The sequence below is a fragment of the Gloeotrichia echinulata CP02 genome (genome assembly GCA_038087035.1).
Classification (GTDB): domain Bacteria; phylum Cyanobacteriota; class Cyanobacteriia; order Cyanobacteriales; family Nostocaceae; genus Gloeotrichia; species Gloeotrichia echinulata.
Map to the genome: position 1 here is coordinate 2,465,681 of CP051187.1, position 25,777 is coordinate 2,491,457.

Consider the following 25,777-nt stretch of genomic DNA (forward strand, 5'->3'; position numbering starts at 1 on the left):
TCCCTATTCTGGCAACTCAGCTACATTACGAATGTTTTGTAAGATTAAACCAGGGCTAGTACGTTTAATCAAACCAGTGAGGACATTACCAGGACCAATTTCCACTACTCGCTCAATGCCATGCTCAGGTAATTGGAGAGAAATTTCTCGCCACCGCACCGAACCTGTCATTTGTTTGCTCAAGCGCTGCTTTAAAACATCGGCATCCACTGATGGAAGTGGTTCGACATTAGACAATACTGGCACCAGCGCTGGCTGAAATTCTACAGAATCTAAAACTGCTTGGAATTCTGCAGCCGCATCTGCTATTAAGGGTGAGTGAAATGCTCCCGAAACTTTTAAAGGGATAGCACGCTTGGCTTTAACTTGAGACATTACCGTATGTACACCGTCAGCAGTACCCGAAATAATCACCTGAGCTGGACTGTTATCATTAGCCAGAACTACGTCAGGTGTTTGAGCAATAACTGCTTCTAACTTTTCGCGGTCAAAGTTCATCAAAGCTGCCATCACCCCATCCGCAGCACTATCCATGAGTTCAGCACGCCGCTTGACCAACTGTAAACCGGTAGACCAGTCAAACACACCAGCGACATAAAGGGCAATATATTCTCCCAAACTGTGACCAGCAACTAAATCTGGTTTATGCCCCCGTTCTCGAATAATATCGACCAGAATACTTTCTACCACATAAAGACTGGGCTGGGTGTAAAGCGTCCTTGATAAGTTTTCAATATCACTTTGACAGATTTGTGTGACAGACCAGCCCAAAATTGCCTCAGCTTGAGCAAATTTATCTTGAGCGGCGGGTATACTTAATAAGTCTATTCCCATATTGTGTACTTGGGAACCTTGTCCGGGAAAAACCCATGCAGTTTTTGTCATTGGTCATTGGTCATTGGTCATTGGTCATTGGTCATTGGTCATTGGTCATTGGTCATTGGTCATTGGTCATTGGTCATAAACAAAGGACAAATGACTAATGACAAAGGACAAAGGACAAAATATTTATCTTCCCCATTGAAAAATTGCCGCGCCCCAGGTGAGTCCGGCGCCAAAACCTGATGTAACAATGATGTCGTTAGGTTGAATTTTTCCTTGCCGTACTGCTTCATCTAGGGCAATTGGGATGGAGGCGGCTGAGGTGTTGCCATAATTGGCAAGATTACTGATAACTTTATGATTGGGAATATTTAGGCGTTGGGCAACGGCATCGAGTATGCGCTGATTAGCCTGATGTAATAGTAACCAATCGATTTGCTCGACAGTCAGGTTAGCCTGAAATAAGGCTTTATCGATGACTTCGGGCACTTTTTGGACGGCAAACCGATACACTTCTTTGCCGTTCATGGTAATTGGCTGGTAAGTCCCTTTGCTGACATTTACACCGGGAATCAGTTCGTGGGAAGAGCCTTTATAGCCGAGATTGAGGTAGTGGTTTTGAGTGCCATCGCTTTTGAGGGTAAATCCTAATAAGCGATCGCTCTGGTTGGCTTGCAATACAACTGCTCCGGCTCCATCGCCAAACAGAACACATGTGCGTCTGTCTTGCCAATCTACCCAACGGGAGAGGATATCCGCTCCTATCAATAGTACATTTTGATAAACACCTGTTCTAATGTATTGGGCAGCCGTTACAAGTCCAAATACAAAGCCTGAGCAGGCAGCTGTTAAATCAAAAGCTACGGCGTTGATAGCTCCGATTTCCGCCTGAATTTGACAAGCACTACCAAATAGGTCATCAGGGGTTGAGGTTGCCAGCAGAATCAGATCTAAGTCTTGTGCTGTAATTCCAGCAGCGGCGATCGCCTGATGGCTGGCAGCAGCAGCTATTTGACTTAAAGACTCAGTTGGCAGCGCCAATCGCCGTTGACGAATTCCCGTTCTTGTGGTAATCCAATCATCTGATGTTTCCACGAGTTCAGTCAGATCCTGGTTGTGGAGGGAAGTTTCTGGAACTGCCGAGCCACTTCCTGTAATTGCTATACCTAACTTTTGCACTCCTACTCTCCCCAGTTATCAGCTTTTTGTCTTTTGTTCGTTGCCCTTTATCCTTTGTCCTTGCAAATGATAAAGGACAAATGACAAACGACAAATGACTGATTGTTAACCACTTTCTCGCTGTAGGCTTTGATATTGGGACTTAATTCGTTCTAGCACCTGGTTGTCTACAGCTTCTTTGGCCATGCGAATTGCATTAAAAATCGAAGGTGCTTGTGAGCTACCGTGACCGATCAAACAAATTCCTGCTACACCTAAAAGCAAAGCACCACCATGTTCGGCGTGATCCATTCGCTGTTTAATGCGCTTGAGGTTGGGTTTTAAAAGCGCCGTACCGATTTGACCATGCAATCCTTGGGGCAATTCTTCCCGCAAGATTTGCAAAATCACTTGTCCGACTGCTTCGGCAAACTTTAACAACACATTACCGACAAAACCATCACAGACAATCACATCAAAGTGACCGGAAAGCACATCCCGCCCTTCGGCGTTCCCAATAAAGGAGATGTGAGAATTGTCTTTGAGCAGTTGGTGAGCGCGGACTGCGGCATCATTGCCTTTAGAGTCTTCTTCACCGATATTCAACAAACCTACTTTGGGTTCAGCTGTACCCAACACATACTGACTGTAAACCGACCCCATAACAGCAAACTGCTCTAAAAACTTGGGACGGCAGTCTACATTTGCGCCGACATCAAGTATTAGCACTGGCTTACCCGCGACGATTGTCGGAAACACTGTTCCAATAGCTGGGCGGTCAATTCCCGGCAATCGTCCTAAGCGCAGCAAAGCAGCAGCCATAGCTGCCCCTGAGTGACCAGCAGAAAACACAGCATCTGCCTGCTGTTCCTTGACTAAATCCATCGCCACGTTGATGGAAGCTTTGGGTTTGCGTCTAATCGCGCTTAAAGGCTCCTCATCCATAGTGATCGCATCCTCAGCAGGAACGATCTCTATCTGCTCCAAATTAGTTTTTGGTGGCAGCGCAGCTTCAATTTGTTGGGGATCACCTACCAACAAGACTTTCACACCTAATTCTTCTCGTGCCCGCACTGCGCCAGCAACGATTTCAGCAGGTGCGTGATCCCCTCCCATTGCGTCAATTGCGATCCGTACGCAAGTCGATCCCATTGCTTAAAGCTTATAGAAACCTTACAAATTTTACCAGATGGCTTTGCTTAAAAATTGTAACTTTTGCATTGCTAACTCACTTTTCTGCCATACAAAACTTGGCTAAACTTATCTAAGCTTCGCCATTCAACTAGAAGTAATTTCTAGAGGGTCTGCTTCTTGCTACCCTTCTCCTTCGGAGACGCTACGCGAACGGGAACGCTAAGAGCGAACAACCAAGGGAGTCGGCTCCAACAGTCCACAAGCGTAAATTCGGCTCTACCCGAGCCTATTTTTTTGGCTGTCAATTATTGTTTTGAAGCTTTTAGCCGTTTTTCAACATTTTTCACCTATTTAACGAATCACGGCATCCTGTTCGACCTTTTGACAGGCTGGCTAGTAATGAAAGCGACTGTGGTTTACAAACCAGATAATTTTTGGCCTTGGTTTTCGGCACTAAAGAAAAATTATCAGAAAGTTACAACTCTGTCAATATCCTCACGGGCATTGGGCATTGGGCATTGGGCATTGGGCATTGGGGACTGGGCATTGGGCATTGGGGACTGGGGACTGGGGAGGATAAGAGAGATAAGGAAGTAATTTTCCCATGCCCCATGCCCCATGCCCCAATCCCCACTAGTCTACTGAACTCAGCACCCAGTTAACTAGAGTGCGAACGCCGAAGCCTGTGGCACCAGAACTGTTATAGCCATTGTCTTTATCTGTCCAGACTGGCCCTGCAATGTCCAAGTGTGCCCAGGGGGTTTCTTTGACGAATTGCTTGAGGAATAAGGCAGCAGTAATAGACCCACCTGCACGCGGACCAGTATTTTTCAAATCGGCTATACCAGATTTTAGTCCTTCTAAATATTTTTCTTCTATTGGTAGCCGCCAAATCTTTTCACCGGCGCCTGCTGCTGCTTTTTCTAGTTGAGAGGCTACAGCATCATCGGTTGTAAATAAACCGGCAATATCTTCGCCCAAGGCCACGACACAAGCGCCTGTCAGGGTTGCTAAATCAACGATCGCATCTACTCCCAGTTTATCGGCAAATACTAAGGCGTCTGCTAGGGTCAAACGGCCTTCAGCGTCGGTGTTGTTGACTTCTATGGTTTTGCCGTTAGATGCTGTGAGAATGTCGCCTGGGTGCATGGCGTGACCGCTGATCATGTTTTCTGTGGCAGCGGAGATAAAATGCACCTCAACACTGGGCTTAATCTGAGCAATGGCTTTTGCAGCACCCAAGGTCGCTGCTGCACCGCCCATATCAATTTTCATGGTTTCAATACCGCTACCAACACCTTTGATGTTGAGTCCGCCGGAGTCGAAGGTTAAACCTTTACCGATAATTGCTAATTTCCGTGTGGGTGTGCCTTCTGGCTTGTAAGTTAGGTGAATGAATTTAGGCGGTAAGTCAGAGGCTTGGGCGACTCCCAAAAAAGCACCCATACCCAGCTTTTCGCAGTCTTCTCGTTCGAGGATTTCCACTTGTACACCATAGTCAGTAGCGATCGCTTGAGCAGTTTCTGCTAATGTAATCGGTGTTACCGCATTCGCTGGTGCTGCTACCAACTGCCGCGCTAAAATTACTCCAGAAACAATCTGATTAGCGCGGGTTATCGCTACTTCCTGTCCAGGTAATCCTAGTAAATCTACTGTTTCTATTGGTGGGCTTTTATCCTCTAATTCCGACTTAAAGCGAGTATCCTGGTAAAGCGCCAGTTCTACACCTTCAGCGATCGCTTGGGCTGTGGCTGCCGGATCATTATTCCACACTGGTAAACTAATTCCCAGGGTTTTGGTTTTTTGCTTTTTGGCTGTTCTGGCTACAGCCGCAGCAGCCCGGCGCAGTGAATCTAGTTTCAAGCCTTCCGCTTTTCCCAAACCCACGAAAATAACTTTACGAATCGCACCACCAACACCCACCCGTGTGGCGATGGTGCTATTGGCTTTACCCTTAAATTCCTCTTCGGTAATCAATTCTTTCAAGATTCCGCCAAACTTTTCATCTAAAGTCCCCAAATCTCCAGATAATTCTACGGCATCTTCAAATAATCCAATTGCCAATGTATCACCAGCCCACTGTAAAAGCGGCGTATCACTTGCTAGAATTGCCATTTTTGTATTTTGTGTAAATCTGCTTGTACCAGTATTGCTTAAAATTCAGTGAGGAGTGAGGAGTTAGGAGTTAGGAGTTAGAAGTTAGGAGTACCCCTGTTAAGGTGAACATTTGTACTAACGATTTAATCAGGCTTTCAGCCTTGCACCAATTAAAATCTGAAAGCAAAAAAATAATATTTGCGCTCAATTTTAGCTAGATCAGCAGAAGCCTCACACCCCTAGAGATCGCAGAGAAAAAACCGGATTTTACGAGTCACCTTGAAAGGGGTAGTCCTAGTATTTAAGAAAGTCAGACTAATTCTTTAATTTTTGCGCCGCTACTATCCAAAAAGTCGTGTTTTGCTATAATCTCGTAGAGATTGATTTCCTTCTCTAGTAAACAAGCATGTCCACTATAGGGAAGCACCAGCGTCTTGGCATTGGGTAAAATATTTGCTAGACGAGTGACTTCACTCACAGAAGGTAAAAGCTGATCGCTAGCACTCCCAAGCAGCAGAACTGGTTGAGTCAGGCTACGTAAATGTTGTGGATCAACATTAAACTCCTTGATTAAAGACAACCGCCAAAGAACAGTTTCTGGTGGTACAGAACGCATGTTTTTGAGTAATTCTTGGCGATCGCTCCGAGAAATACGTGGTAGAGATGCTAAAAAGGGTAATAATGCCAGTGCCCCAAGATCATAAAGGCATGGATGTACCCATTGAGTTACAAGGGAAGCCCAATTCAACCAAGGAAGCAACTGAAAGCTAGAGGCCGGGTTAATCAGGATAATTCGCTCAAACAGCTGGGGCGCTTTGATAGCCACTTTCATTGCTAAACAACCCCCAAAGGACTCACCACACAGGTAAACAGGTCGCTGGGAACTTTTTTCTAATTCCGCGTGGATTAAATCTAATACACTATCACTTAGTACATCCCAGGAGGTGAGGTCTTTCCGTGGGATCGCGAAACAGCGGACATCAAAGGCCACTTCTAATCCACTGGTTTGCGATCGCAATAATTGACCCGTTCCATCCATTCCAGGCAAATATACAAACAGTGGATACTCTGGCTGTACTCGCGTAGGAGCAAGGAAACACGGCTTTAACTCAACTTCTGGCATTTGAATTTTTTGTTGTTATATATGAATTTTGCCCTATGTCAACCGAAGTTATGTATTTATGGTATCATTGACACTCCCCTGCCTAAAGGTGAGGGGATTCTTAAGACTTCACAGCCTTAATATCCTGTTTACACAGGTTCCCAGGCTCAACACGTTTGCTCTGATGAGCGTGTTGATGTCTCCTTACAGTGTTTTGGGCGTTTAGAACCTTTCGGCTCAGGTTTCGCGAAGTCCTCGCGTACCATGCTTGACGCTCTATCTCTGATGTTTTTTGCAGCGTTAATGTCAGCGTGGGTGATATGTCCGCAACTTGTGCAGATGAACTTTTCTTCACTTCGTGACGCTCCGCGAACATCACGATTTGATGCATCTACATGACCACAATTTTGACACTTTTGACTAGTGTGTTTTGGATTGACCTTGATGACAACCTTTCCATGCTTCGCAGCAAGATACTCGATTTTCAATACCAAATCACTCCAGCTTGCAGACGCTCGAAGACTCGCTAACGCTTCGCTATCAGAGATTGAACGATTTAAACCTCTTTTTCTGGACTGTCCATTCTTTAAAAATCTACCAGTCTCTTCACCGCCAGTCGCCTGCGACGGGAAACCCGTCTTCAGTGCTGGATCATCTATTTTTGGTTGGCATCGTTTCTTCATTGCGGAGACATTCAAGTTCTCAACAGCAATAGCATCAACATTCCTCAAAACAATCTTGTTAGCTACATACCATTGATATGCTTGACGCTTATCAGCAATTTTTTTGTGAAATCTGCCTACTTTTTTAGCGGCTTTTTTACGATTGTTGCTACCTTTTACTTTCCGATTAATTTGACGCTGCCTGTTTTTGAGAATGTGTTTAGTTTTTTTATTGGTCAAGAATTTAGGATTTTCTATCTGGTATCCATCAGATAGATGTACAAGTTTAGTTATACCTAAATCACACCCAACTATTTTATTGAAATCAGTCAATGGTCTAGCACTGTAGTCTGGTACTGCTTTATCTTCTATTCGGATAGAAACATACCAGCCATCTTGACGCTTGCGTAAGGTAGCATATTTAATCGTGAATCCATCAGGTATTGAGCGAGAATTGTAAAATCTCATCCACCCTAGTTTGGGTAGGTAGATTTTATTTTTCTGCACCTTAATACCCATTTGGTAAGTAAAAGATGTGAAGTTAGAGCGATTTTTGAATTTAGGGAATCCTCTACCATTAAAGAAATTTTCGTATGCTCTATCTAATCGTTTTACATTCTGCTGCAATACGGTTGAATCAATGCCAGCAAACCAAGGTCTAGCCTTTTTTAATGTAGGCAAGGCTGTAATTTGGATATCACCAGCAACACGTCTAGGATTGGCTTTTTTATCATCTTTCCAGGGTTCACCTGTAGCACCGTTCTTGCTAACAAAACAAGTTATAGGGCAAGCTTCAGCCTTGGTTCTAATATCACAGTAATCTCCCTGAATGAATTGTTGGGCGTATTGAGTTATTCGGTCATTCAAACACCAGTTGTAATGGCTTCTAAGCATATCTACCCAGTTACTCATTGTTGATGATTGTTTAGTGTTAGGTCTGAGTTTGTACACATAGTTTGTCAGCAAGATTGAATCACCTCCTTGTTTCTTTAGCTGAATATATATTATCATTAATGTATATCTATCGTATATTTATGTGATGAAAAAAGGTTTATTTATTCGGATAAGTCAACGCAGGCTCAATAAGTTACGCTTATTAGCAGTTGAAAAGGACAAGACTATTACCCAAATAGTTGAAGACTTAATAGACACGCTACCAGAGCCGAAAAAGTCTAGCGCCACAGAGCGGTAAACCGCTTAAACGGCTTTCATCCCTTGTCTAAAGCACGTATGTGTATCTTCGCCACGCTCCGATACACATACTCAAGGGTTTTCAGCCTGTATTCTTATAAGGCTTTAAATGTTCATGAGGGATTAGGAACTAGGGATAGGACTAGCCCTTTCAAGGTGTGTAAAAACTTTGCTCAACAAATCCCCTTTTCATCTCTTGTCTCTGTGTCCTCTGTGTCTGGGTGGTTAAATAAATGACTTTTTAACCGCAGAGGATGCAGACAGCGCCGAAAAAAAACGGATTTTACTCCTCACTCCTAATTCCTCACTCATAACAACGTTGACGCAATAAGGGCGACCAATTAATACTGCAACTCGATGATATATAACTAAGGGATGCCAACCTGGTTGATTAAACAACGGTTCTGAAGGGTCAAACAAACTCAACAGGCGCAAGGGAAAAGCAGCAGTGTTAATTTTTGGGAGGGAGGCGATCGCCACTGGCAAAATTAGCAAATCCTGGTGACAAGCAAAACGAATCGGACTCGATGGAGCCGTCATAAGAACGAGTACATCCATAAAGCTGCGATGATTGCTGACTACTAAAACACTGGGATTTCGCGGAATACGATCTTCGTAATAGCGAGAGATTTGCATTGACAGCGCTGCTAAGGAAAAGTCAGCTATTGATCGCAACTAATCATATTCATAATTAATTAATATATTTTTCGGAAAATATCGTAGTTTATCTTGACTTAATTTTTACATTTCTTTATTACCCCTATGACCGTCTTCAGGTAGAAATGTCTTTATGAGCAAAAAATGAGATATTTTAGTGGTTTAGAGGATGTTTGAAAAGTTCTCGGCGATTAGAAATCGCTAGTACACAAACATTCGCGTAGCGTCTGTCTACGACACGCTCCGCGTTTGTGTAGCGTCCCGCTCTTAACGCAGAGAAGTCCGCCTGCGTGGACTAACACAAAATCAACGTTTTTCTAACCTGGGTCGGCAGGTTTTGTTTGTATAGCCGCGATTTCTCATCGCCAAGGCACATGAAAGCGGACTTTTCAAACACCGTCTGAGGATTTTGTGTTCCTAATCACTTTAAATGCAATCGAAAGGTTTTCCCCAGATTGTTAGGAGCTATTTTCTCTCTTTTGGGCAGAAAATACCTCGATTTATAGCTAATAGAAAACAATTCTGACAGAATAAATTTGCTAATATTAAGGTGTTGTTTGAAAAAAAGGTAGCAATGTTATATAATTACGTGGTTTTGCCGACAGAAGTTAGATAGAAAACGTTTTAAGAAGTTACTTTTTATTCTGCATGAGTCTAGTGGATAAAACAGAAAAAACATTTGCACTGACGACACCGTTATATTATGTAAACGATGTTCCTCACATAGGCAGTGCTTATACAACTATAGCCGCCGATGTGGTAGCGCGGTTTCACAGACTGTTGGGACATCGGGTGCTGCTGATTACCGGTACAGATGAGCATGGGCAAAAAATACAACGGACAGCGGAGGCTGCACTTAAAGCACCGCAAGAGTTTTGCGATGAAATAGTTCCTAAGTTTGCCAGCTTGTGGCAATTGCTCAACATTCAATATGATCGCTTTAGTCGGACTACCGCGCCTCGCCATCAAGCGATCGTCGAAGAATTCTTCTTGCGCGTATGGGAATCTGGTGACATCTACCAGGGACAACAACAAGGCTGGTACTGTGTGTCCTGTGAAGAATTTAAAGAAGAACGGGAACTACTAGAGGGAAAGCGTTGTCCGATTCACATTAACAAAGAAGTCGAGTGGCGCGACGAGCAAAACTACTTCTTCCGCTTATCCAAATATCAAACCCAGCTGCAAGAGTTTTACCAGTCTCAGCCGGATTTTATTCTACCAGAGAGTCGCCGTAATGAAGTTATAAGCTTTGTAAACCAAGGTTTACAAGACTTTTCAATTTCACGGGTGAATTTAGATTGGGGTTTTCCCGTACCAGTTGATCCCAAGCACACCCTTTATGTTTGGTTTGATGCACTCCTGGGTTATGTCACAGCATTATTAGAGCCAGACGCCGAACCGACCTTAGCCAATGCTTTAGGGACATGGTGGCCCATAAACTTGCACCTGATTGGTAAAGATATTTTACGCTTCCATGCAGTTTATTGGCCTGCAATGCTGTTATCAGCAGGCTTACCCTTACCGAACCGTGTATTTGGACATGGCTTTTTGACCAAAGATGGTCAGAAAATGGGTAAAAGTCTGGGTAATACCCTTGATCCCATAGGATTAGTTCAGCGTTACGGTAGTGATGCCGTTCGTTATTACTTCCTTAAGGAAATCGATTTTGGCAAAGATGGCGATTTTAATGAAATTAGATTCATTAATGTTCTGAATGCAGATTTGGCAAATGATTTAGGTAATTTGCTCAATCGCACTTTGAATATGGTGAAGAAATATTGCGAGGGCAATTTAGTGCCAATCGCAAATGAAGCCATTTCGCCTGAAAATCCTTTAAAAGCGATTGGTTTACGTCTAGGGGAACAGGTAAAACAAGCCTACGAAGCGCTAGCTTTCAATCAAGCGTGCGAGGCTGTGCTATTACTGGTGCAAGCCAGCAATAAGTTTATTGATGAACAAGCCCCTTGGTCATTATATAAGCAAGGACAGCAGCAAGCATTGGAAGAAGTGCTGTATGCAGTTTTAGAATCAGTTAGACTAGGCGCTTATCTGCTCTCACCAGTGATTCCCAATATCAGCAGCGATATTTATCAGCAGTTGGGCTTCGGGATCAACTTTAACGAGCAGACAGAGAGTGCAATTGCTGCACCTTTTGACATCCATGCTAAATGGGGAGTTATATCCACTAAACAACAGTTGGGGACACCCCAACCAATATTTAAGCGCATAGAACTCCCTAAAAACGCTTAGTGCTAGCAATCGATTTTTGATTTTGATCAATTTCTAATTTTCTCAAAAGATTTATCGGGGCTGTATGAATTAGCCCCGGAAACTTATCATAAGCCGATCTAAATTGCATGTAAAAAGTAGAATGTTTGTATCAAAAATTACAAGAATAAAAACCGAGGTATGACAACAATGTTGAATAATTTGGAAAACGACTCAATATTCACGCCAGAACAGGTTTTGGAAAATCGGGGTCGGGTAGCAATATTTATTGATGGTTCAAATTTATTTTATGCTGCTCTGCAACTAGGAATCGAAATTGATTACACGAAGTTGCTGTGTCGATTAACTGGCGGATCGAGATTGCTACGTGCTTTTTTCTACACAGGAGTAGACCGGACAAACGAGAAGCAACAAGGTTTTTTGTTGTGGATGCGACGCAACGGTTATCGAGTAATTGCTAAGGATTTGGTACAACTGCCAGATGGCTCAAAAAAAGCTAACCTAGATGTAGAAATAGCAGTAGATATGATGGCTTTAGTAGACTCATATGATACGGCAGTGTTAGTCAGTGGCGACGGCGATTTAGCCTACGCCGTAAATTCGGTTAGCTATCGTGGCGTGCGGGTAGAGGTCGTGAGTTTACGCTCAATGACCAGTGATAGCTTAATCAATGTTAGCGATCGCTATATTGATTTAGAAGCCATCAAAGAAGACATCCAAAAAACTCCGCGCCAAAGCTATCCATATCGACCATTATCTGGTATAGGTTTTTTGGATGACCCAAGAGATGCTGACGGACACCTAGAAATTCAGGATTAATGAACCAGCAAGAAGGCAGAATGAAACAAAGGGAGCAGAGATTGACAAAGGGGGCAATTTGCCCTAAATACCCCCAATTCTTCTCATGCCAACATCTTAGTTGTTTACAATCAAAAGTAAATTGGTATCACCTGCCTTTGATATTTTTCTTGGTAATGGGGTTGGTGGCCTGTTCTGGTAAATCCCCCACCGATCCTCAACCAAATGCTTCAGGTTCACCTGGACAAGATATGGATAGCAATTTGACTTTCTTTGGGATTGCTTTTGAACAGTTTGATGAAGTCGGGAGACCGATTTGGAAAGTCCGTGCTAAACAGGCAAAATACACCAAAGAAAAGCAAATTGGCCAAGCTGAAAGTCCTGATGGTGAACTTTATCAAGATGGCAAAGTAGTTTACCAAATCAAAGCAGAACGAGCAGATATTGAACAGGACGGAAAACAGCTGTTTCTCAAGGGTAAGATTCTTGCTACAGACCCCCGCAACGGCATTGTATTACAAGGTAATGAATTAGAATGGCGCCCCAAAGAAGATTTATTAATTGTCCGCCAGCAGATTAACGGAACTCATAAACAACTACAAGCAGTGGCGCAAGAAGCACGAGTTAAAACCCGTGAACAACGAATAGATTTTTCTGGAGGCGTAGTAGCCACCTCCGTCGATCCGCAAATGCTCATGCAAATGCGAACTGAACATTTACTTTGGCAGATCAAAGAAGAAAAGTTAATTAGCGATCGCCCTTTACAAATTAACCGCTATAAAAATAACCAAATTACCGACCGTGGTAGGGGTAATGCTGCCGAAATTAACTTAAAAACTAAAATTGCTACTGTCAAACAAAATGCCCAAATAGAATTACTAGACCCACCAATGCAAATAGCTAGTAACTCTATGAATTGGAACATGAATACAGAAACTGTCACCACAAATTCGCCTGTGCGTGTCTTTCACAGTGCCGAAAATGTTACCGTTACCGCCAATCAAGGCGAAATGAAAATCCCCCAAAAAACCGTTTATTTAACAGGCAATGTCAATGCCATTGGACAACGCCTCCAGAACCTTAAATCGCAAACACTAACTTGGTATCTCGACAAAAAGTTCGTAGAAGCCAAGGGAAATGTAGTCTATAAGCAAGTTGACCCACCATTAAATTTTACCGGAGAAACAGCCGTCGGCAATCTGCAAACAGAAAATATTGTCGTTAACGGTGGTAGTTCGGGTGGTAGGGTAGTGACAGAGATTATTCCTCAAGAGAAAGTCAAGAGGCAATAGGTCATGGGTCATGGGTCATGGGTCATGGGTCAAAAGTAGTTACCACTGACAAATGACAAATGACAAATGACAAATGACTAACGTCTGACCAAAATTTCATTGCGACTGGTTGCACCTAGTTCGGGTAAAGAGTTGACGGTTGAGTGGGGTGTGAGGGCGGTGGGGACTTGCAAAGCAACTTGCAAATGTTTTACCAGACCTTGGAGGAGTTGGTCTTGTCCAGTACGGAAAGCGGAGACATTCGGACCACGGTTAATGATCGCAAACCAGACTAAACCGCGATCGCGTGTTGGCATTACTCCGGCTAAAGCGCTAACATCTCGAAGGGTGCCAGTTTTGATCACTGTGGCTGGAGGGAGGTGTCTAGAATGCACTGTTCCCCGATGATCGAATCCAGACATCGGAAACAAGTCAGATAGAGTCAGCCCATTGGCGACGGCTTCCCGTTGCATCGCCATAAACATCGCACAAACAGCCCTAGGCGAAATGCGATTTTCAGGTCCGAGTCCCGAACCATTGATTAATTGAATTTCGGCGTCTTGTATCCTAGCAAGCTTGGCAGCGGTTGCTTGCACTACAGTTGATCCCCCTACAGACTCTGCCAGCATTTCTGCTATATCATTGTTACTATAAACGTTCATTTCCTTAATAATTTGTCTCAAGGGCAAGGAACGGTGACGCACCAGCAAGGTTTGTTGGGGATTTGCCTGTGCTTCTACTTTAATAGTACCCCCTATTAAAACTTGAGGCTTGGGTGTGCCCTTGGGCATAATCGAGTAAATATAATTTTCCGAGCGAGTCCAAGTGGCGAAATTCAGGGTTTGCTTGAGCAATTGACCTGCTTGTAGGGGATTTCGTTGGAAATTCATGGCGAAAGTGCCAGTAATTACCAAATTTCCCTTTACCTGCTTGATCCCCATTTTATTGAGAGTATTACCCAGGGCGATCCCTTCTTCCCATACAAACATCGGATCACCACCACCAGCAATCACCAAATCGCCCTGCAAGACACCATTAACCACTGGGCCTGTGGCACTAATAAGAGTATCAAATTGGTGGTCTGGTCCCCAAGTTTTGAACGCAACTAGTGAGGTAGCAACTTTGGTTAAGGAAGCAGCAGGTAAAGCCGTTGTCCCTTGGTGATTAGCCATCAGCATCGGCCCAGACTGCATCCAAATTCCCTGACTTTCGATCAGATTCTGTGGCACCAGTTTTGAGGTGAGCAACCCTTTCAAATATTCCTGGACTGTCTTAGCTCCCGCTGGATTTGGATCAGGCGCCAGCACCAAGCCAGGGCTACTTTGCCAACTCAATGCATCTAAGGCATCTAAAGGCTTAAGCTGTACCCCGGCCATTTCTAACCAGAGCGAAACCAAACCTGATCCAAATAATTCCAGCATTTTTTATTCCTCTCTCAGGATGTGTGAAGTACTTTACTGTGCTAATATACAGGTTTTTTTTAAGCTCATCAGCATGGAGTCATAATAACTGGTGTTTTTCCGATTGGGAAGTAAGTTAGATAACATTGTTTTTGTTATTTAGTGGACAACTCAATAATACTTATTGTTTTTGTATAAAAATAGACGAATCTATTGTAGCCCTCTAGGGATAAATTCTCGATTTAAATCGATTTAAATTTTCCGCAATATGCAATATATTGTGGAGAACCCCGCTTTGTCTGAAAAAGCGGGGTTCTGAAGTTTTGCAATTTTCACAACCTAATTATAATTGCTATGCAGTATTTGTTTAGGTTATATGGTGTGAACTACTCAGACTTGCCTACGGCTGAAGTCTGAGCTTCCCAATTCATCAGGAATAGCCTCAAAAACTCCGTAGTTTTTTTGGTCTTACATTCCTTCCAAGGGCAGGAGTCCTGATTCCCAAGACCCAAATCTTCTTCTTGCAACATATACCTATTAGCTTGGTTTTCGCTTATGGCATTGATGGTCAAGACAGTAAATATATTAGCAGAAAATCCTAGGGATTCGTCATCCATCAAAAATTTGTTTTTACCTGGTAAAAAATCAATTCCAGATGTAATCCTCATCCCCCACTCCCTATCCCCACCGAACTCACGAGTTGAGGGTGGGGACTTCCGCGATTCGTTAATGTCTATTTCCTTTCTGGATGTCCCGTTTCCTCTGGTGAATGAGTACCCATCTGGTTAATAGCAGCAATCATTTGGTACAACCGCCCCAAATCTCGTTGATTGAAGTACAAAACCAGGCGGGGTAGTCCAATTGTTTCATCTTGCCCTTCTTGAGGCAATGCCTGACTTTTTTCAATTGTTCCTTTCACAAGGATGTCGCTGAATTCAGCATTGAGTTGTTCTAATTCTGACTCGGATAAATCTGTCGTTAGGCGGATGACTAACTGATTACCTACATAGCGACTGGAGTGATAAACTTGGTAAAAACGGGTAATGGCATTGCAAGCTATTTCCAGGTTGTCTGTCACTGTATAAAGGCTGGGGTCTTCGGGACTGACAAGACCTTTTTGTACTAGTTGCTGATCAATATATTCGCTCCAAGACCGCCAGTAATCGCCACCAGGCGGGTCGATTAATACCACAGGTACGGGACCAAATTTCCCGTTCTGGCTTAAGGTCATGCACTCAAAAGCTTCGTCTTGGGTACCAAAGCCACCTGGAAACAAAGCGACAGCATCACTTTCTTTAAGCAGAAATAACTTGCGGGTGAAGAAATACTTAAAGTGAATCAGCTTGGGATCGCCTTCAATAAACGGGTTCGCTTGTTGCTCAAATGGTAACTGAATATTCAAACCAAAGGAATTTTCTCGTCCCGCACCTTCGTGACCCGCCTGCATAATCCCGCCACCACCGCCTGTGATGACCATGAAGCCCAATTGAGAAATAGCGCGACCAAACTCCACTGCCATATGGTACTCTGAGGTTTCTGGAGCTAGCCGAGCCGAACCAAAAATGGTGACTTTGCGGACGTGTCGGTAGTCATAAAACAACTCAAAACCCCGCTCCATGTCTGCTAAAGCAGCCGATAATATTTTCCAATCAAGACGCTCGATTTCAGTATCAGCTAGACGCACTATGGTAGCAAGTGCTTGCATGATTAACTGCCGATGTTTTAACGTCGGTAAGCGATCAATTAATTCAGCGATATCCGCTTGAAGAGACTCTAATGTTTCAAACGACACAGATGAGACCATGAGAACTTTTGCCAAAATGGCATTAAATTTTACTGTTGCGTATCAGTGGTTAGTTGTCATCGAAGGATTACAGCAGGGAACAAAGAAGTTGAAAGTCTCTTGGTATATGGCTTTGTTCTTCAAATTTGTATCTCATTTACCTGCAATTTGCTGTATATAAATTATAACTCAAGCTGAGGATCATACTTTTTCATAAAGATTAAGTAGTTCAGCGCAAATAAACCTCTCTCCTACAAGGAAAAAGGCTATCAATTATGCGTATTGCTTCTGAGGAAATGGTGCTGGGGGATGAAATTAGGCATTGCTTTTTGGACATATAGCAATTGCCAAGGTGGTTAGGACATTCTAAATTACTCAAACCCTTGATGTCATTCCCGGATTCCCCTAGCCCCTAGTCCAAGGGACTCTAGTCCTTAGCTATGCCTTGAAAAGTAAGGTTTTATTGAGGCGCGAGGTTTCGCGCCTCTCAAACTTGTTTACAAATATTTACCTAAAACTAGACCAAATGGGCTACTCAAAAGCATTTAATTGCGGATTGAGTTTTAAAGATACTTTTCCAAAGTGTTAGCTAATGTAGTTTTAGGCACGGCACCGACAACCATATCAACTTTTTGCCCATCTTTAAAAATCATTAATGTGGGAATACTGCGGATACCGTACTGACTGGCGACATTAGGATTCTCATCAGTATTCACTTTAACAACCTTTAATTGATCACCGTACTGAGTGGCTATTTCGTCTACCACAGGTGCTACCATTCGGCATGGACCGCACCAGGGCGCCCAAAAATCAACTAAAACGGGTACTTCGCTGTCGAGTACTTCCTGCTTAAACGTGGAATCCGTAACTTGTTCGGCTGCTGACATGCCTAAAAACCTTTGCCAATTATATTTCTGGGTTTCGTAAAAATTCTACCATAGCGAAAACTACAGCTTAGAATTTACATACTCTGCCAATTGTATTTCTGGGTTTCGTAAAAATTCTACCATAGCAGAAACTACAGCTTAGAAATAAACATAAGGAACCGCCCGAACAGTAGTCCGGGCGGAGTGTGGTGTGAGGAGTGAACGGAAACATGCGTCTCCGCTATCTCTATTGTAGGTGAGATATAGGATTTTTCCAGAAATTGTTTAAGAGTCTGGAAAAATTTATTTAAGGATTGGGGATTGGGGATTGGGGATTGGGGATTGGGGATTGGGGATTGGGGATTGGAGATTGGGGATTGGGGATTGGGGATTGGAGATTGGGGATTGGGGATTGGGGATTGGGGATTGGGGATTGGGTCAATCAATAAACTTTGTTTGCAGTCCTGACTCTTGACTCTTGACTCTTGACTCTTGACTCCTGACTCCTGACTCTTGACTCTTGACTCTTGACTCTTGACTCTTGACTCTTGACTCTTGACTCTTGACTCTTGACTCTTGACTCTTGACTCTTGACTCTTGACTCCTAATCCCCAGTCCCCAGTCTCCAGTCCCCTTACTTACCCATACCTAATTGTTGAGCTTTTTGGTACACTTTACCCTCAGTTAAAAGGGAAGGAGCAATCACTACTTCAACTTGCTGCATTTCTTTAATGTTTTTAGCTCCCAAGGTGCCCATGCTAGTCTTTAAGGCTCCCAACAGATTATGAGTACCGTCATCGAGTGCGGCAGGTCCGATGAGTATTTGTTCTAGTGTACCAGTGGTGGCGACGCGGATGCGGGTGCCACGGGGCAATAGAGGGCTGGGAGTTGCCATTCCCCAATGATATCCCCTTCCTGGTGCTTCGGCGGCTCTGGCAAAGGGAGAACCTATCATCACGCCATCGGCACCGCAGGCTATGCACTTACAGATGTCGCCGCCAGTGATTAAACCGCCATCGGCTATCACTGGGATATAAATACCAGTTTCCTGATAATAATCGTCTCTGGCGGCGGCACAGTCGGCGATCGCTGTTGCTTGGGGTACACCCACTCCCAATACCCCACGGGATGTACAAGCAGCCCCAGGACCAATTCCTACTAGTACCGCAGCGGCGCCAGCTTTCAACAAATTCAAGGTGACTTCATATGTCACGCAATTCCCCAATACCACGGGAATGGGCATGGAACGGCAAAATTCTGCTAAATTTAGTGGTACTAAAGATTCTGGTGACAAGTGTGCCGTAGAAACTACGGTAGCTTGGATAAAAAATAAATCAGCCCCTGCTTCGGCGACGGCTTTACCGTATTTGCTTGCTCCTGCTGGGGTCGCACTGACCGCCGCAATCCCACCTTGTTGTTTAATTTCCTGAATACGTTGGCTAATTAATTCGGGTTTTATTGGTTCGGCATAGAGTTCCTGCATCAGGCTGACAAATTCATCTTTTCCCACTGCAGCGATCCGATCTAAAATCGGATCTGGGTTAACATAGCGAGTCTGGATACCCTCTAAATTGAGGACTCCTAATGCGCCTAACTGCGACAAGCGCACAGCCATTCGCACATCGACTACCCCATCCATTGCACTGGCAATTATGGGGATTTCTCGCTCAATATTACCGATGCGCCACTTAGTATCGGCTAAACTCGGATCGAGTGTTCTGTTACCGGGGACTAAGGCAATTTCATCAATTCCGTAGGCTCTACGAGCTGTTTTTCCCCGCCCAAGTTGAATGTCCACGCTTAACTTTTCTCAATTCTGTTTAAGCTAGGGTATCAAATTGTGGGGGGACTTGGAGCGGTTTTTTTTATGAACCATAATCGTGTTGACCCTCCGAATTTTAGCTTAACCCGGCAGAAGCCCCACACCATACCCGAAGTTGGTGTGGGATGAATGACGGGATAAAAACGAGACCCCCTCTAATTGTTTTTTACCGCAGGTAAAACAGATTAGAGGGCAGTTGAGTTTTTATCAATATCTTGAGATAGGTAATCACTTCTTGGTAGAATATATCAGTGACGACAAAGCCTAAAATGCTGGTCTAACATAGTACCTTCTCCCAAAGGGAGAGGCTGCGCCAAGAAAACTGAAAATATGGGGTTTTATAGGGAAATGCAACCGTGTATGCGTTGTTGCCTCCTGTAAGTAAAATTTTCAAGGAAACTAGGTTGAACTTGGAATTTTTTTAAGACCAAGAGTGGGGCAGGGCACGTACCTCACTATAAAATGCTGTGGTGGGAAAAATGGAGTACCACTAAAGAAGTTCCTGATATCCTTAACAGGACTCGGAAGCCTACACCACATTGCTTGCAATTGGTGTAGGAGTGTCACATACTTCTCTACGTTCCCTACGGGACGCTACGCGTAAAGCGCAGGTAGGCCGCAGGCTTTACGCTGCGAAGAAAGCAAATCTAAAATCCAAAATTGGTTGACTGTCAACGATGAATATGTGTTTTAACTTAACCAATTTCTGTATTATGCTAAGTCAGGGTTCCTGTTGGTGGGTTAGCTTGAGAAATCACGTTTGATGTGTCAGTTATTACTGGGTTATTACCTCGGACTACTTGACTGATTTGACCAATTAATTCTCCTAATTTGCCTTCTTCGAGTAGGGTATTAATCAGGGAAAGTCCACTGGTGGATAGAAGCAGTTTATTGATATCTTGTCCACCATTGCTACCATTTGTTCCCGGAAATGAGTAAATTCGCGTTTCGCCTAAAACTCCTGGTTGGGGGGCTAAAGCGGTGACGATTTCTGGCAGTTTATCTACTAATTCTGGCCAAATATTGGTGATAATTTTTGCAGTTAGGTTGGCATTACTGATAGTGTTTTCGGCGGCAATTTTCGCTTGAATACCTGCGGCTTCGGCTAAATCTTGATCTCGTTTAGCTTCGGCGAGGATGCGAATGGCTTCGGCTTCGAGTTCTGCGGCTTGTTGGGCAATTTCTGCTTGACGGCGACGGCGGAAAGCATCGATTTCGACGACGTTGCGATCGCTAATACTGCGTTCTTGGGCTTCTCTTTCTGCAGCAATTAACGATAAGCGTTTGGTACGTTCGGCTTTTTCTACTTCACCAGCTGTGCGGACTGATTCTTCGGCTTTGGCTTGTTCGGCTTGGGCGAGAAAACTTTCGCGTTTTTTGTTGGATATCGCAATGGCTACGTCTTCTTGCGCTAATCTTGCTAGTCTTTCTGATTCGACTATCTGCACTTGCGCTTGCAGTTTACCCGATTCTACAGTTTGTTGGCGGGTAATTTCGGCTATTTCCGCTTCTTGTTTTTGCAGTGCTTGGGCTACCTTTAACAGTTTATTTCTCTCTTCTAAAGCAATATCTGCTTCAATTTGGCTTTGCTGTACTGCTAGTTTTCTCTCGACTATCTGCACTTGCGCTTGCAGTTTACCCGATTCTACAGTTTGTTGGCGGGTAATTTCGGCTATTTCCGCTTCTTGTTTTTGCAGTGCTTGGGCTACTTTTAAAACTTTATTTCTCTCTTCTAAAGCAATATCTGCTTCAATTTGGCTTTGTTGTACTGCTAGTTTTTTGCGGATTTCTTCTTCTTCAACGGCTTTTTCTTGCAAGATTTTGGTACGGCGTACTGTTGCGGCTTCTCGATCTTTCGATTCTTGAATTTCTCGTTCTCGCTGCGCTTTTAATGCTTCAACTTGCAATTTTTGCTCTAGTTTAGCACTTTCTTGTTCTTGGGTAATTTGTAGCGATCGCTTTTGAGCATCTAGTTCTTTTTGCTCAATTGCCACTTGGGTTGCTAACTCAACTTCTCGCTTTTGTTGAATGGAACGCTGAATAATTTCTGTCCGCAATCTCACACCTTGAGCATCAAAGAAATTCTCTGGATCATAAGTGAGACTTTCTAATATTTCGGAAATGGCAATGTTATTGAGAGTTAATCCTACCTTCTTCAAATCTGGTTCAACTAGATTCAATACTTCTTGAGCAAACCCTAATTTATCAGAATCAATCTCTGCTAAATCCTTCGTTTTTGCTGCCGCACGAATAGCATCATCTGCTCGTTTATCTAAAGCATTTTTAATATCTTCTGGTGTGATTTTGCCATTTTGCGATAGTCTAGCGGCTGCTGTCAAAACATCTTCTTCTGAAGCGTTAATACATACATAAAAGGTTACTCGGATATCTGCTCGTAAATAATCTTTGGTACGCACAGCAAGTTTTCCTGTACGTTCAACATCTATCGAAATTTCTCGCAGGGGTACACGGGTTAGTTGATGAAATCCAGGAATGACAATGCAGCCACCATAGAGAATCACCGATTTTTGTTTAATAAAAAGACCCCCAGTTCTCACGAAAGCTTCGTTGTTGGGTGTGACTACATAAACCCGCGTATAAGCAAACAGGCTCAATAGCAGCAATAAAACTAAACCAGCAATCACTCCCGGAAATACCACCCCACTATTGATTTGAGCAATTGTGGGTTGTACTCTTACAGGAAGTGTTTGTGAAATTAATGTAGTTTGATTAGTCTTTGGTTCTAACTGGATTTGTGAGATTTCAGCTACTGGAGAAATCGGCAAAGATTGGATAAAAGTCAACCAAAATAACATATCTTTTCCTATCAGTAAAGTTATTTTTTCCGAGGTGTGTTAGCTAGCCAACGTTCTTGATCGGGACTATCTTTAGTAATAACTGTGTAAATTCGTGGCTTGAGTTCAATAACGATAACTTTTTCCCCACGTTCTGGTGCAACGGTTGCCCATTCTGGTAAAACAGCACTAATCGTCACCAGATTGCGTTTTGTATCTATCACATCAACCTGACCAATTTTGCCCAAATTTTCGGCAGGAATGTAAGCAGAAGTCACAGTACCAACACAGCCAATTAAGCGATCACTGCTTGCATCTTCCCCAAATTCAGCAAAAATTTTCCCAATTGGTCGCGCTATCAACCCGCCTGTGAATAAGCTGATAACTAGCGAACCAAATAACACAATACTGCCGAAAAAACCACTAGGAACTCCATTTAAAATCCCACCTACCCAAACATTCAACATCCACCCCAATACACCCCACAAACTCAAATCTGTTGCCAGTAATAAGATAAAAGGTGCTTTACCAATGCCTATCCATGCCAATGCTTGTCCAAAGCTAAATTCGCTTTCTGTCTCAACTTCTAAGTCGGCATCTGCATCGATATCAATGTCTTGGTCTCCTCCACCAGAAACAATTACGAATAAGAACAACAAGACTCCCATGCCTAAGAAAATCCAATAGGGCAAGTTGGCTGTGCTAAACAGCATACAATTAAGTTAATTATTTATGGCTGGTAATTTCGCTAAATCTAATCTAACAAAAAACTACTACTATACATAAATCTCTCAATTAAAATTTATTTTCATTGATACAAAGATTGTTGCATAAGCACAACAATCTTATAAAAAATTAAATAAAAGGTTAATTTTGGATAATATATAAATCCTCAATCATTCGTGAACAACAAGATCCCCGACTTGTTTAAGGATGCTACAGGCGAATTTAGGGTTAGCGGCTGCTCGATAAATTGTGTGTATATCTGGGTAAATATGGGAATTATTGCCCAGATTTTTCTCTTGAGCGTACATTAGTGCCATTCGCGTAATTTGAGAACAGTTCTTAACCCTTGATTCACCAACAACATCCTTTTAAACATCCTCCCAGAGTCAGCCGCAGACGAGATAGAATTGTTACCGAAAATTTGGGTCTAGAGCCGCCGTCCTAAAGGAGCGGCTTTTTGGTACAATAGTGGCAACATGCAGGGCATTGTCTGTTGTTGCTCAGTGATGGAAGACGGGCTATGCCTCCTGTTGGTGTTTGAATCCACAATCCCTGAACTTTCTCTTGTCTGAGTATGTCAAAATAATTTCAGATTAGATATTGAAGCTTTGATCCAATCTGAAACCCTAGAACTACTCGAATGGCATCGTCTCTCCCAGCATTTGGCAACATTTGCCGCCACTAAGCTGGGAGCTATAGCCTCACGTCATCTGCAAATTCCGTCATCGGTAACGGAAAGTATTCGATTGTTAGATTACACCAAGGAAATCTACCAACTTGAAAGTCGTCTCACTACAGGTCTATCCTTTGAGGGAATTCAAGATATTGGTGATTCCCTAGAACGAGCCGAACTTAGCGGAATTTTGCTAGGAGATGAACTCTTAGCGATCGCCACTACCCTGGCTGGTGCGAGAAATTTACGGCGTGTCATTGACAACCAGTTAGATTTGCCCATCCTGACGGAGTTAGTCGCCGATTTACGGACTTATCCCGAACTAGAACAGGAAATTCACCGCTGTATCGATGAACGAGGTCAAGTAACCGACCGCGCTAGCGTCAAGCTAGGGGAAATTCGCACAGACCTGCGGAGAATACGCACTCAAATCAGTCAGAAACTGCAAAATATTTTACAAGCTAAATCTGGGGCAGTCCAGGAACAACTGATTACCCAAAGAGGCGATCGCTTTGTGATCCCGGTGAAAGTTACCCACAAAGACGTTATCCCCGGCATTGTTCACGATACATCGACCAGCGGGGCAACTCTTTATATAGAGCCTAATTCTGTTGTGCCCCTGGGTAATCAATTACGCCAGGTGCAAAGAAAAGAGCAAGCAGAAGAAGAAGCAATTCGCCGCCTGTTGACGCAGCAAGTAGCCGCCGTTAAACCCGATTTAGAAAGATTATTAGCAATTGTGACCACCTTGGATTTAGCAACCGCTAAATCCCGTTATAGCTTCTGGTTAGGTGCCAATCCCCCCCGATTTATCGATTGGGCGGAAAAAGAAACCATCACCTTACGCAATTTGCGTCATCCGCTGTTAGTCTGGCAGCAGCAACACGAACAAGGTCAAGCAGTCGTACCCGTAGATTTACTAATTAATTCCCAGATTCGGGTAGTGACAATTACTGGTCCAAATACCGGGGGGAAAACCGTGACCTTGAAAACCCTGGGATTAGCAGCATTAATGGCGAAAGTCGGTTTATTTGTTCCCGCCCGTGAACCAGTAGAAATACCTTGGTTTGACCAGGTATTGGCAGATATTGGCGATGAACAATCCCTACAGCAAAGTTTATCCACATTTTCCGGTCACATCCGTCGCATCAGTCGGATTTTGGATGCTTTAGGGACTGGCGATGGGGAACTGGGGACTGGGGAAAAGGTACTGGAAAGTGGGGAACAGGGACTCTTAACTGGGGATGGGGAAGTTACTCATCCCCAATCCCCAATCCCCAATCCCCAATCCCTAGTCCTACTCGATGAAGTCGGCGCAGGTACTGACCCCGCTGAGGGTAGTGCTTTAGCGATCGCCCTGTTGCAATATCTGGCTGACCACGCCCAATTAACGATTGCCACCACGCACTTTGGGGAACTCAAAGCCCTAAAATACGAAGATGAGCGGTTTGAGAATGCCTCTGTAGAATTTAATGAAAGTACCCTATCGCCCACCTACAGGTTACTGTGGGGAATTCCTGGACGTTCTAACGCTTTGGCAATTGCTGGCCGTTTGGGGCTGAAAGCAGAAGTCATCGAACAGGCAAAAACTCAACTGGGTGGGGCTACAGATGAAGTTAACCAGGTCATTGCTGGCTTAGAAGCCCAACGCAGACGCCAGGAAACTAAAGCCACTGAAGCCCAAAATTTATTGCAGCAAGCTGAACGTTTATACAAAGAAGTATCCGCAAAAGCCGCAGCTTTACAAGAAAGAGAACAGGCTTTGCGGGCTTCCCAAGAAATCGCAGTACAGCAGGCGATCGCCCAAGCAAAAGGTGAAATTGCTCAAGTAATTCGCCACTTGCAACAAGGGACACCCACAGGTCAAGATGCCCAACAAGCCACCAATGCGTTAAATCAAATTTCCCAGCAATATCAGCCCGCAGCACCAGCCAAACCAAAAATTGGCTTTATCCCGAAAGTGGGCGATCGCCTCCGTATCCCCAAATTAGGGCAAACAGCAGAAGTATTAACCGCCCCCAATGAGGATGGTGAGTTAACTGTACGCTTTGGCATCATGAAGATGACAGTGAAGCTGGAAGATGTGGAATCTTTGGATGGTCAAAAACCTGAACCAGTGGTCAAAGCCAAACCAGCCCCAGTAGCAGTTACACCACCACCACCACCAGCCCTAGCAATTCGTACTTCCAAAAATACCATAGATTTGCGCGGAAACCGGGTAGCTGACTCCGAATTCATATTAGACAAAGCAATTTCCGAAGCTACAGGCCCAGTATGGATTATTCACGGACATGGAACTGGTAAGTTGCGCCAAGGTGTTCACGCCTATTTGCAGCACCATCCCAGAGTTAGCCACTACGAACCTGCAGAACAAGCAGACGGTGGTAGTGGTGTCACCGTTGCTTATGTTGAATAGAGAATACCTAAACTGCATCGACGTATTACTAATATACGCAAAGATGCCACTCATAAAGCAACTACGTTTAAACTTAGCCGAGGTGGGTAGGGCATCTTTGGCAGTGCCACAACGAATTGATTTGTTTACGCGATTAAATAAATCATATCGTAAACGTTGCGTAAGCGTTGCGGGG

Annotated in this window: 21 protein-coding genes; 7 read left to right on the forward strand and 14 right to left on the reverse strand. The window is 43.8% G+C overall.

Features of this window, described 5'->3' with window-relative positions; translation table 11 throughout:
• Positions 1-3: 3 nt before the first annotated feature.
• The 3 genes from fabD to plsX all read right to left on the reverse strand — a co-directional run bounded on the left by fabD (position 4) and on the right by plsX (position 3,132).
• Positions 4-885 (reverse strand): ACP S-malonyltransferase, encoded by an 882-nt coding sequence (gene fabD, locus HEQ19_10820; GenBank protein WYL99936.1) that lies wholly within the window; start codon positions 883-885, stop codon positions 4-6.
• A 123-nt stretch (positions 886-1,008) separates the two neighbouring features.
• On the reverse strand, positions 1,009-2,001 hold the full coding sequence (locus tag HEQ19_10825) for a beta-ketoacyl-ACP synthase 3 (GenBank protein ID WYL99937.1): 993 nt from the start codon (positions 1,999-2,001) through the stop codon (positions 1,009-1,011).
• A gap of 105 nt (positions 2,002-2,106) precedes the next feature.
• A complete protein-coding gene (gene plsX / locus HEQ19_10830; GenBank protein WYL99938.1) occupies positions 2,107-3,132 on the reverse strand; it encodes a phosphate acyltransferase PlsX in 1,026 nt (341 codons plus the stop codon).
• Between the two features lie 276 nt (positions 3,133-3,408).
• Between plsX and HEQ19_10835 the strand changes: the two genes are divergently transcribed.
• Positions 3,409-3,711: a hypothetical protein gene (locus HEQ19_10835; protein ID WYL98105.1), complete on the forward strand. Its 303-nt coding sequence runs from the start codon at positions 3,409-3,411 to the stop codon at positions 3,709-3,711.
• A gap of 36 nt (positions 3,712-3,747) precedes the next feature.
• Here the strand turns inward: HEQ19_10835 and HEQ19_10840 are convergent, their stop codons facing one another.
• The 3 genes from HEQ19_10840 to HEQ19_10850 form a co-directional block, all read right to left on the reverse strand.
• Entirely contained in the window at positions 3,748-5,229 is a 1,482-nt protein-coding gene (locus HEQ19_10840; protein WYL99939.1) for a leucyl aminopeptidase, read from the reverse strand.
• Positions 5,230-5,521: 292 nt separating this feature from the next.
• Positions 5,522-6,334: an alpha/beta hydrolase gene (locus HEQ19_10845; protein WYL99940.1), complete on the reverse strand. Its 813-nt coding sequence runs from the start codon at positions 6,332-6,334 to the stop codon at positions 5,522-5,524.
• Between the two features lie 146 nt (positions 6,335-6,480).
• Positions 6,481-7,887, reverse strand: a complete 1,407-nt coding sequence (locus HEQ19_10850; GenBank protein ID WYL99941.1) for a transposase — start codon at positions 7,885-7,887, stop codon at positions 6,481-6,483.
• Between the two features lie 127 nt (positions 7,888-8,014).
• Between HEQ19_10850 and HEQ19_30880 the strand changes: the two genes are divergently transcribed.
• Entirely contained in the window at positions 8,015-8,167 is a 153-nt protein-coding gene (locus HEQ19_30880) for a hypothetical protein (GenBank protein ID WZI67178.1), read from the forward strand.
• Positions 8,168-8,391: 224 nt separating this feature from the next.
• Here the strand turns inward: HEQ19_30880 and HEQ19_10855 are convergent, their stop codons facing one another.
• Positions 8,392-8,802, reverse strand: a complete 411-nt coding sequence (locus HEQ19_10855) for a 1-acyl-sn-glycerol-3-phosphate acyltransferase (protein ID WYL99942.1) — start codon at positions 8,800-8,802, stop codon at positions 8,392-8,394.
• A 669-nt stretch (positions 8,803-9,471) separates the two neighbouring features.
• Between HEQ19_10855 and metG the strand changes: the two genes are divergently transcribed.
• The 3 genes from metG (at position 9,472) to lptC (ending at position 13,142) form a co-directional block, all read left to right on the forward strand.
• Entirely contained in the window at positions 9,472-11,073 is a 1,602-nt protein-coding gene (metG, locus tag HEQ19_10860; protein WYL99943.1) for a methionine--tRNA ligase, read from the forward strand.
• A gap of 168 nt (positions 11,074-11,241) precedes the next feature.
• Positions 11,242-11,871, forward strand: coding sequence for an NYN domain-containing protein (locus HEQ19_10865; protein ID WYL99944.1), 630 nt, complete (start codon positions 11,242-11,244; stop codon positions 11,869-11,871).
• A gap of 20 nt (positions 11,872-11,891) precedes the next feature.
• Positions 11,892-13,142: an LPS export ABC transporter periplasmic protein LptC gene (gene lptC / locus HEQ19_10870; protein WYM03351.1), complete on the forward strand. Its 1,251-nt coding sequence runs from the start codon at positions 11,892-11,894 to the stop codon at positions 13,140-13,142.
• Positions 13,143-13,219: 77 nt separating this feature from the next.
• Here the strand turns inward: lptC and HEQ19_10875 are convergent, their stop codons facing one another.
• From HEQ19_10875 to trxA, 4 genes are all read right to left on the reverse strand, one after another.
• Positions 13,220-14,542, reverse strand: coding sequence for a D-alanyl-D-alanine carboxypeptidase (locus tag HEQ19_10875; protein WYL99945.1), 1,323 nt, complete (start codon positions 14,540-14,542; stop codon positions 13,220-13,222).
• A gap of 365 nt (positions 14,543-14,907) precedes the next feature.
• Positions 14,908-15,189 carry a hypothetical protein gene (locus HEQ19_10880; GenBank protein ID WYL99946.1) on the reverse strand — a complete coding sequence of 94 codons (282 nt, stop codon included), beginning with the start codon at positions 15,187-15,189 and terminating at the stop codon, positions 14,908-14,910.
• Positions 15,190-15,254: 65 nt separating this feature from the next.
• Entirely contained in the window at positions 15,255-16,325 is a 1,071-nt protein-coding gene (locus tag HEQ19_10885) for an LOG family protein (protein WYL99947.1), read from the reverse strand.
• A gap of 542 nt (positions 16,326-16,867) precedes the next feature.
• Positions 16,868-17,191 carry a thioredoxin gene (gene trxA, locus HEQ19_10890; GenBank protein WYL99948.1) on the reverse strand — a complete coding sequence of 108 codons (324 nt, stop codon included), beginning with the start codon at positions 17,189-17,191 and terminating at the stop codon, positions 16,868-16,870.
• A 293-nt stretch (positions 17,192-17,484) separates the two neighbouring features.
• On the opposite strand from trxA, the gene HEQ19_30885 reads away from it, so the two are divergent.
• Entirely contained in the window at positions 17,485-17,619 is a 135-nt protein-coding gene (locus HEQ19_30885; GenBank protein WZI67179.1) for a hypothetical protein, read from the forward strand.
• Between the two features lie 185 nt (positions 17,620-17,804).
• On the opposite strand, the gene HEQ19_10895 is transcribed toward HEQ19_30885, so the two are convergent.
• The 3 genes from HEQ19_10895 to HEQ19_10905 all read right to left on the reverse strand — a co-directional run bounded on the left by HEQ19_10895 (position 17,805) and on the right by HEQ19_10905 (position 22,500).
• Positions 17,805-18,968 (reverse strand): GuaB3 family IMP dehydrogenase-related protein, encoded by a 1,164-nt coding sequence (locus tag HEQ19_10895; protein ID WYL99949.1) that lies wholly within the window; start codon positions 18,966-18,968, stop codon positions 17,805-17,807.
• A gap of 740 nt (positions 18,969-19,708) precedes the next feature.
• Positions 19,709-21,808 carry a flotillin domain-containing protein gene (locus tag HEQ19_10900; protein WYL99950.1) on the reverse strand — a complete coding sequence of 700 codons (2,100 nt, stop codon included), beginning with the start codon at positions 21,806-21,808 and terminating at the stop codon, positions 19,709-19,711.
• Between the two features lie 20 nt (positions 21,809-21,828).
• Entirely contained in the window at positions 21,829-22,500 is a 672-nt protein-coding gene (locus HEQ19_10905; GenBank protein WYL99951.1) for a DUF1449 domain-containing protein, read from the reverse strand.
• A gap of 621 nt (positions 22,501-23,121) precedes the next feature.
• Here HEQ19_10905 and HEQ19_10910 point away from each other — a divergent pair.
• Positions 23,122-25,602, forward strand: a complete 2,481-nt coding sequence (locus tag HEQ19_10910; GenBank protein ID WYL99952.1) for an endonuclease MutS2 — start codon at positions 23,122-23,124, stop codon at positions 25,600-25,602.
• The last annotated feature ends 175 nt before the right edge of the window (positions 25,603-25,777 follow it).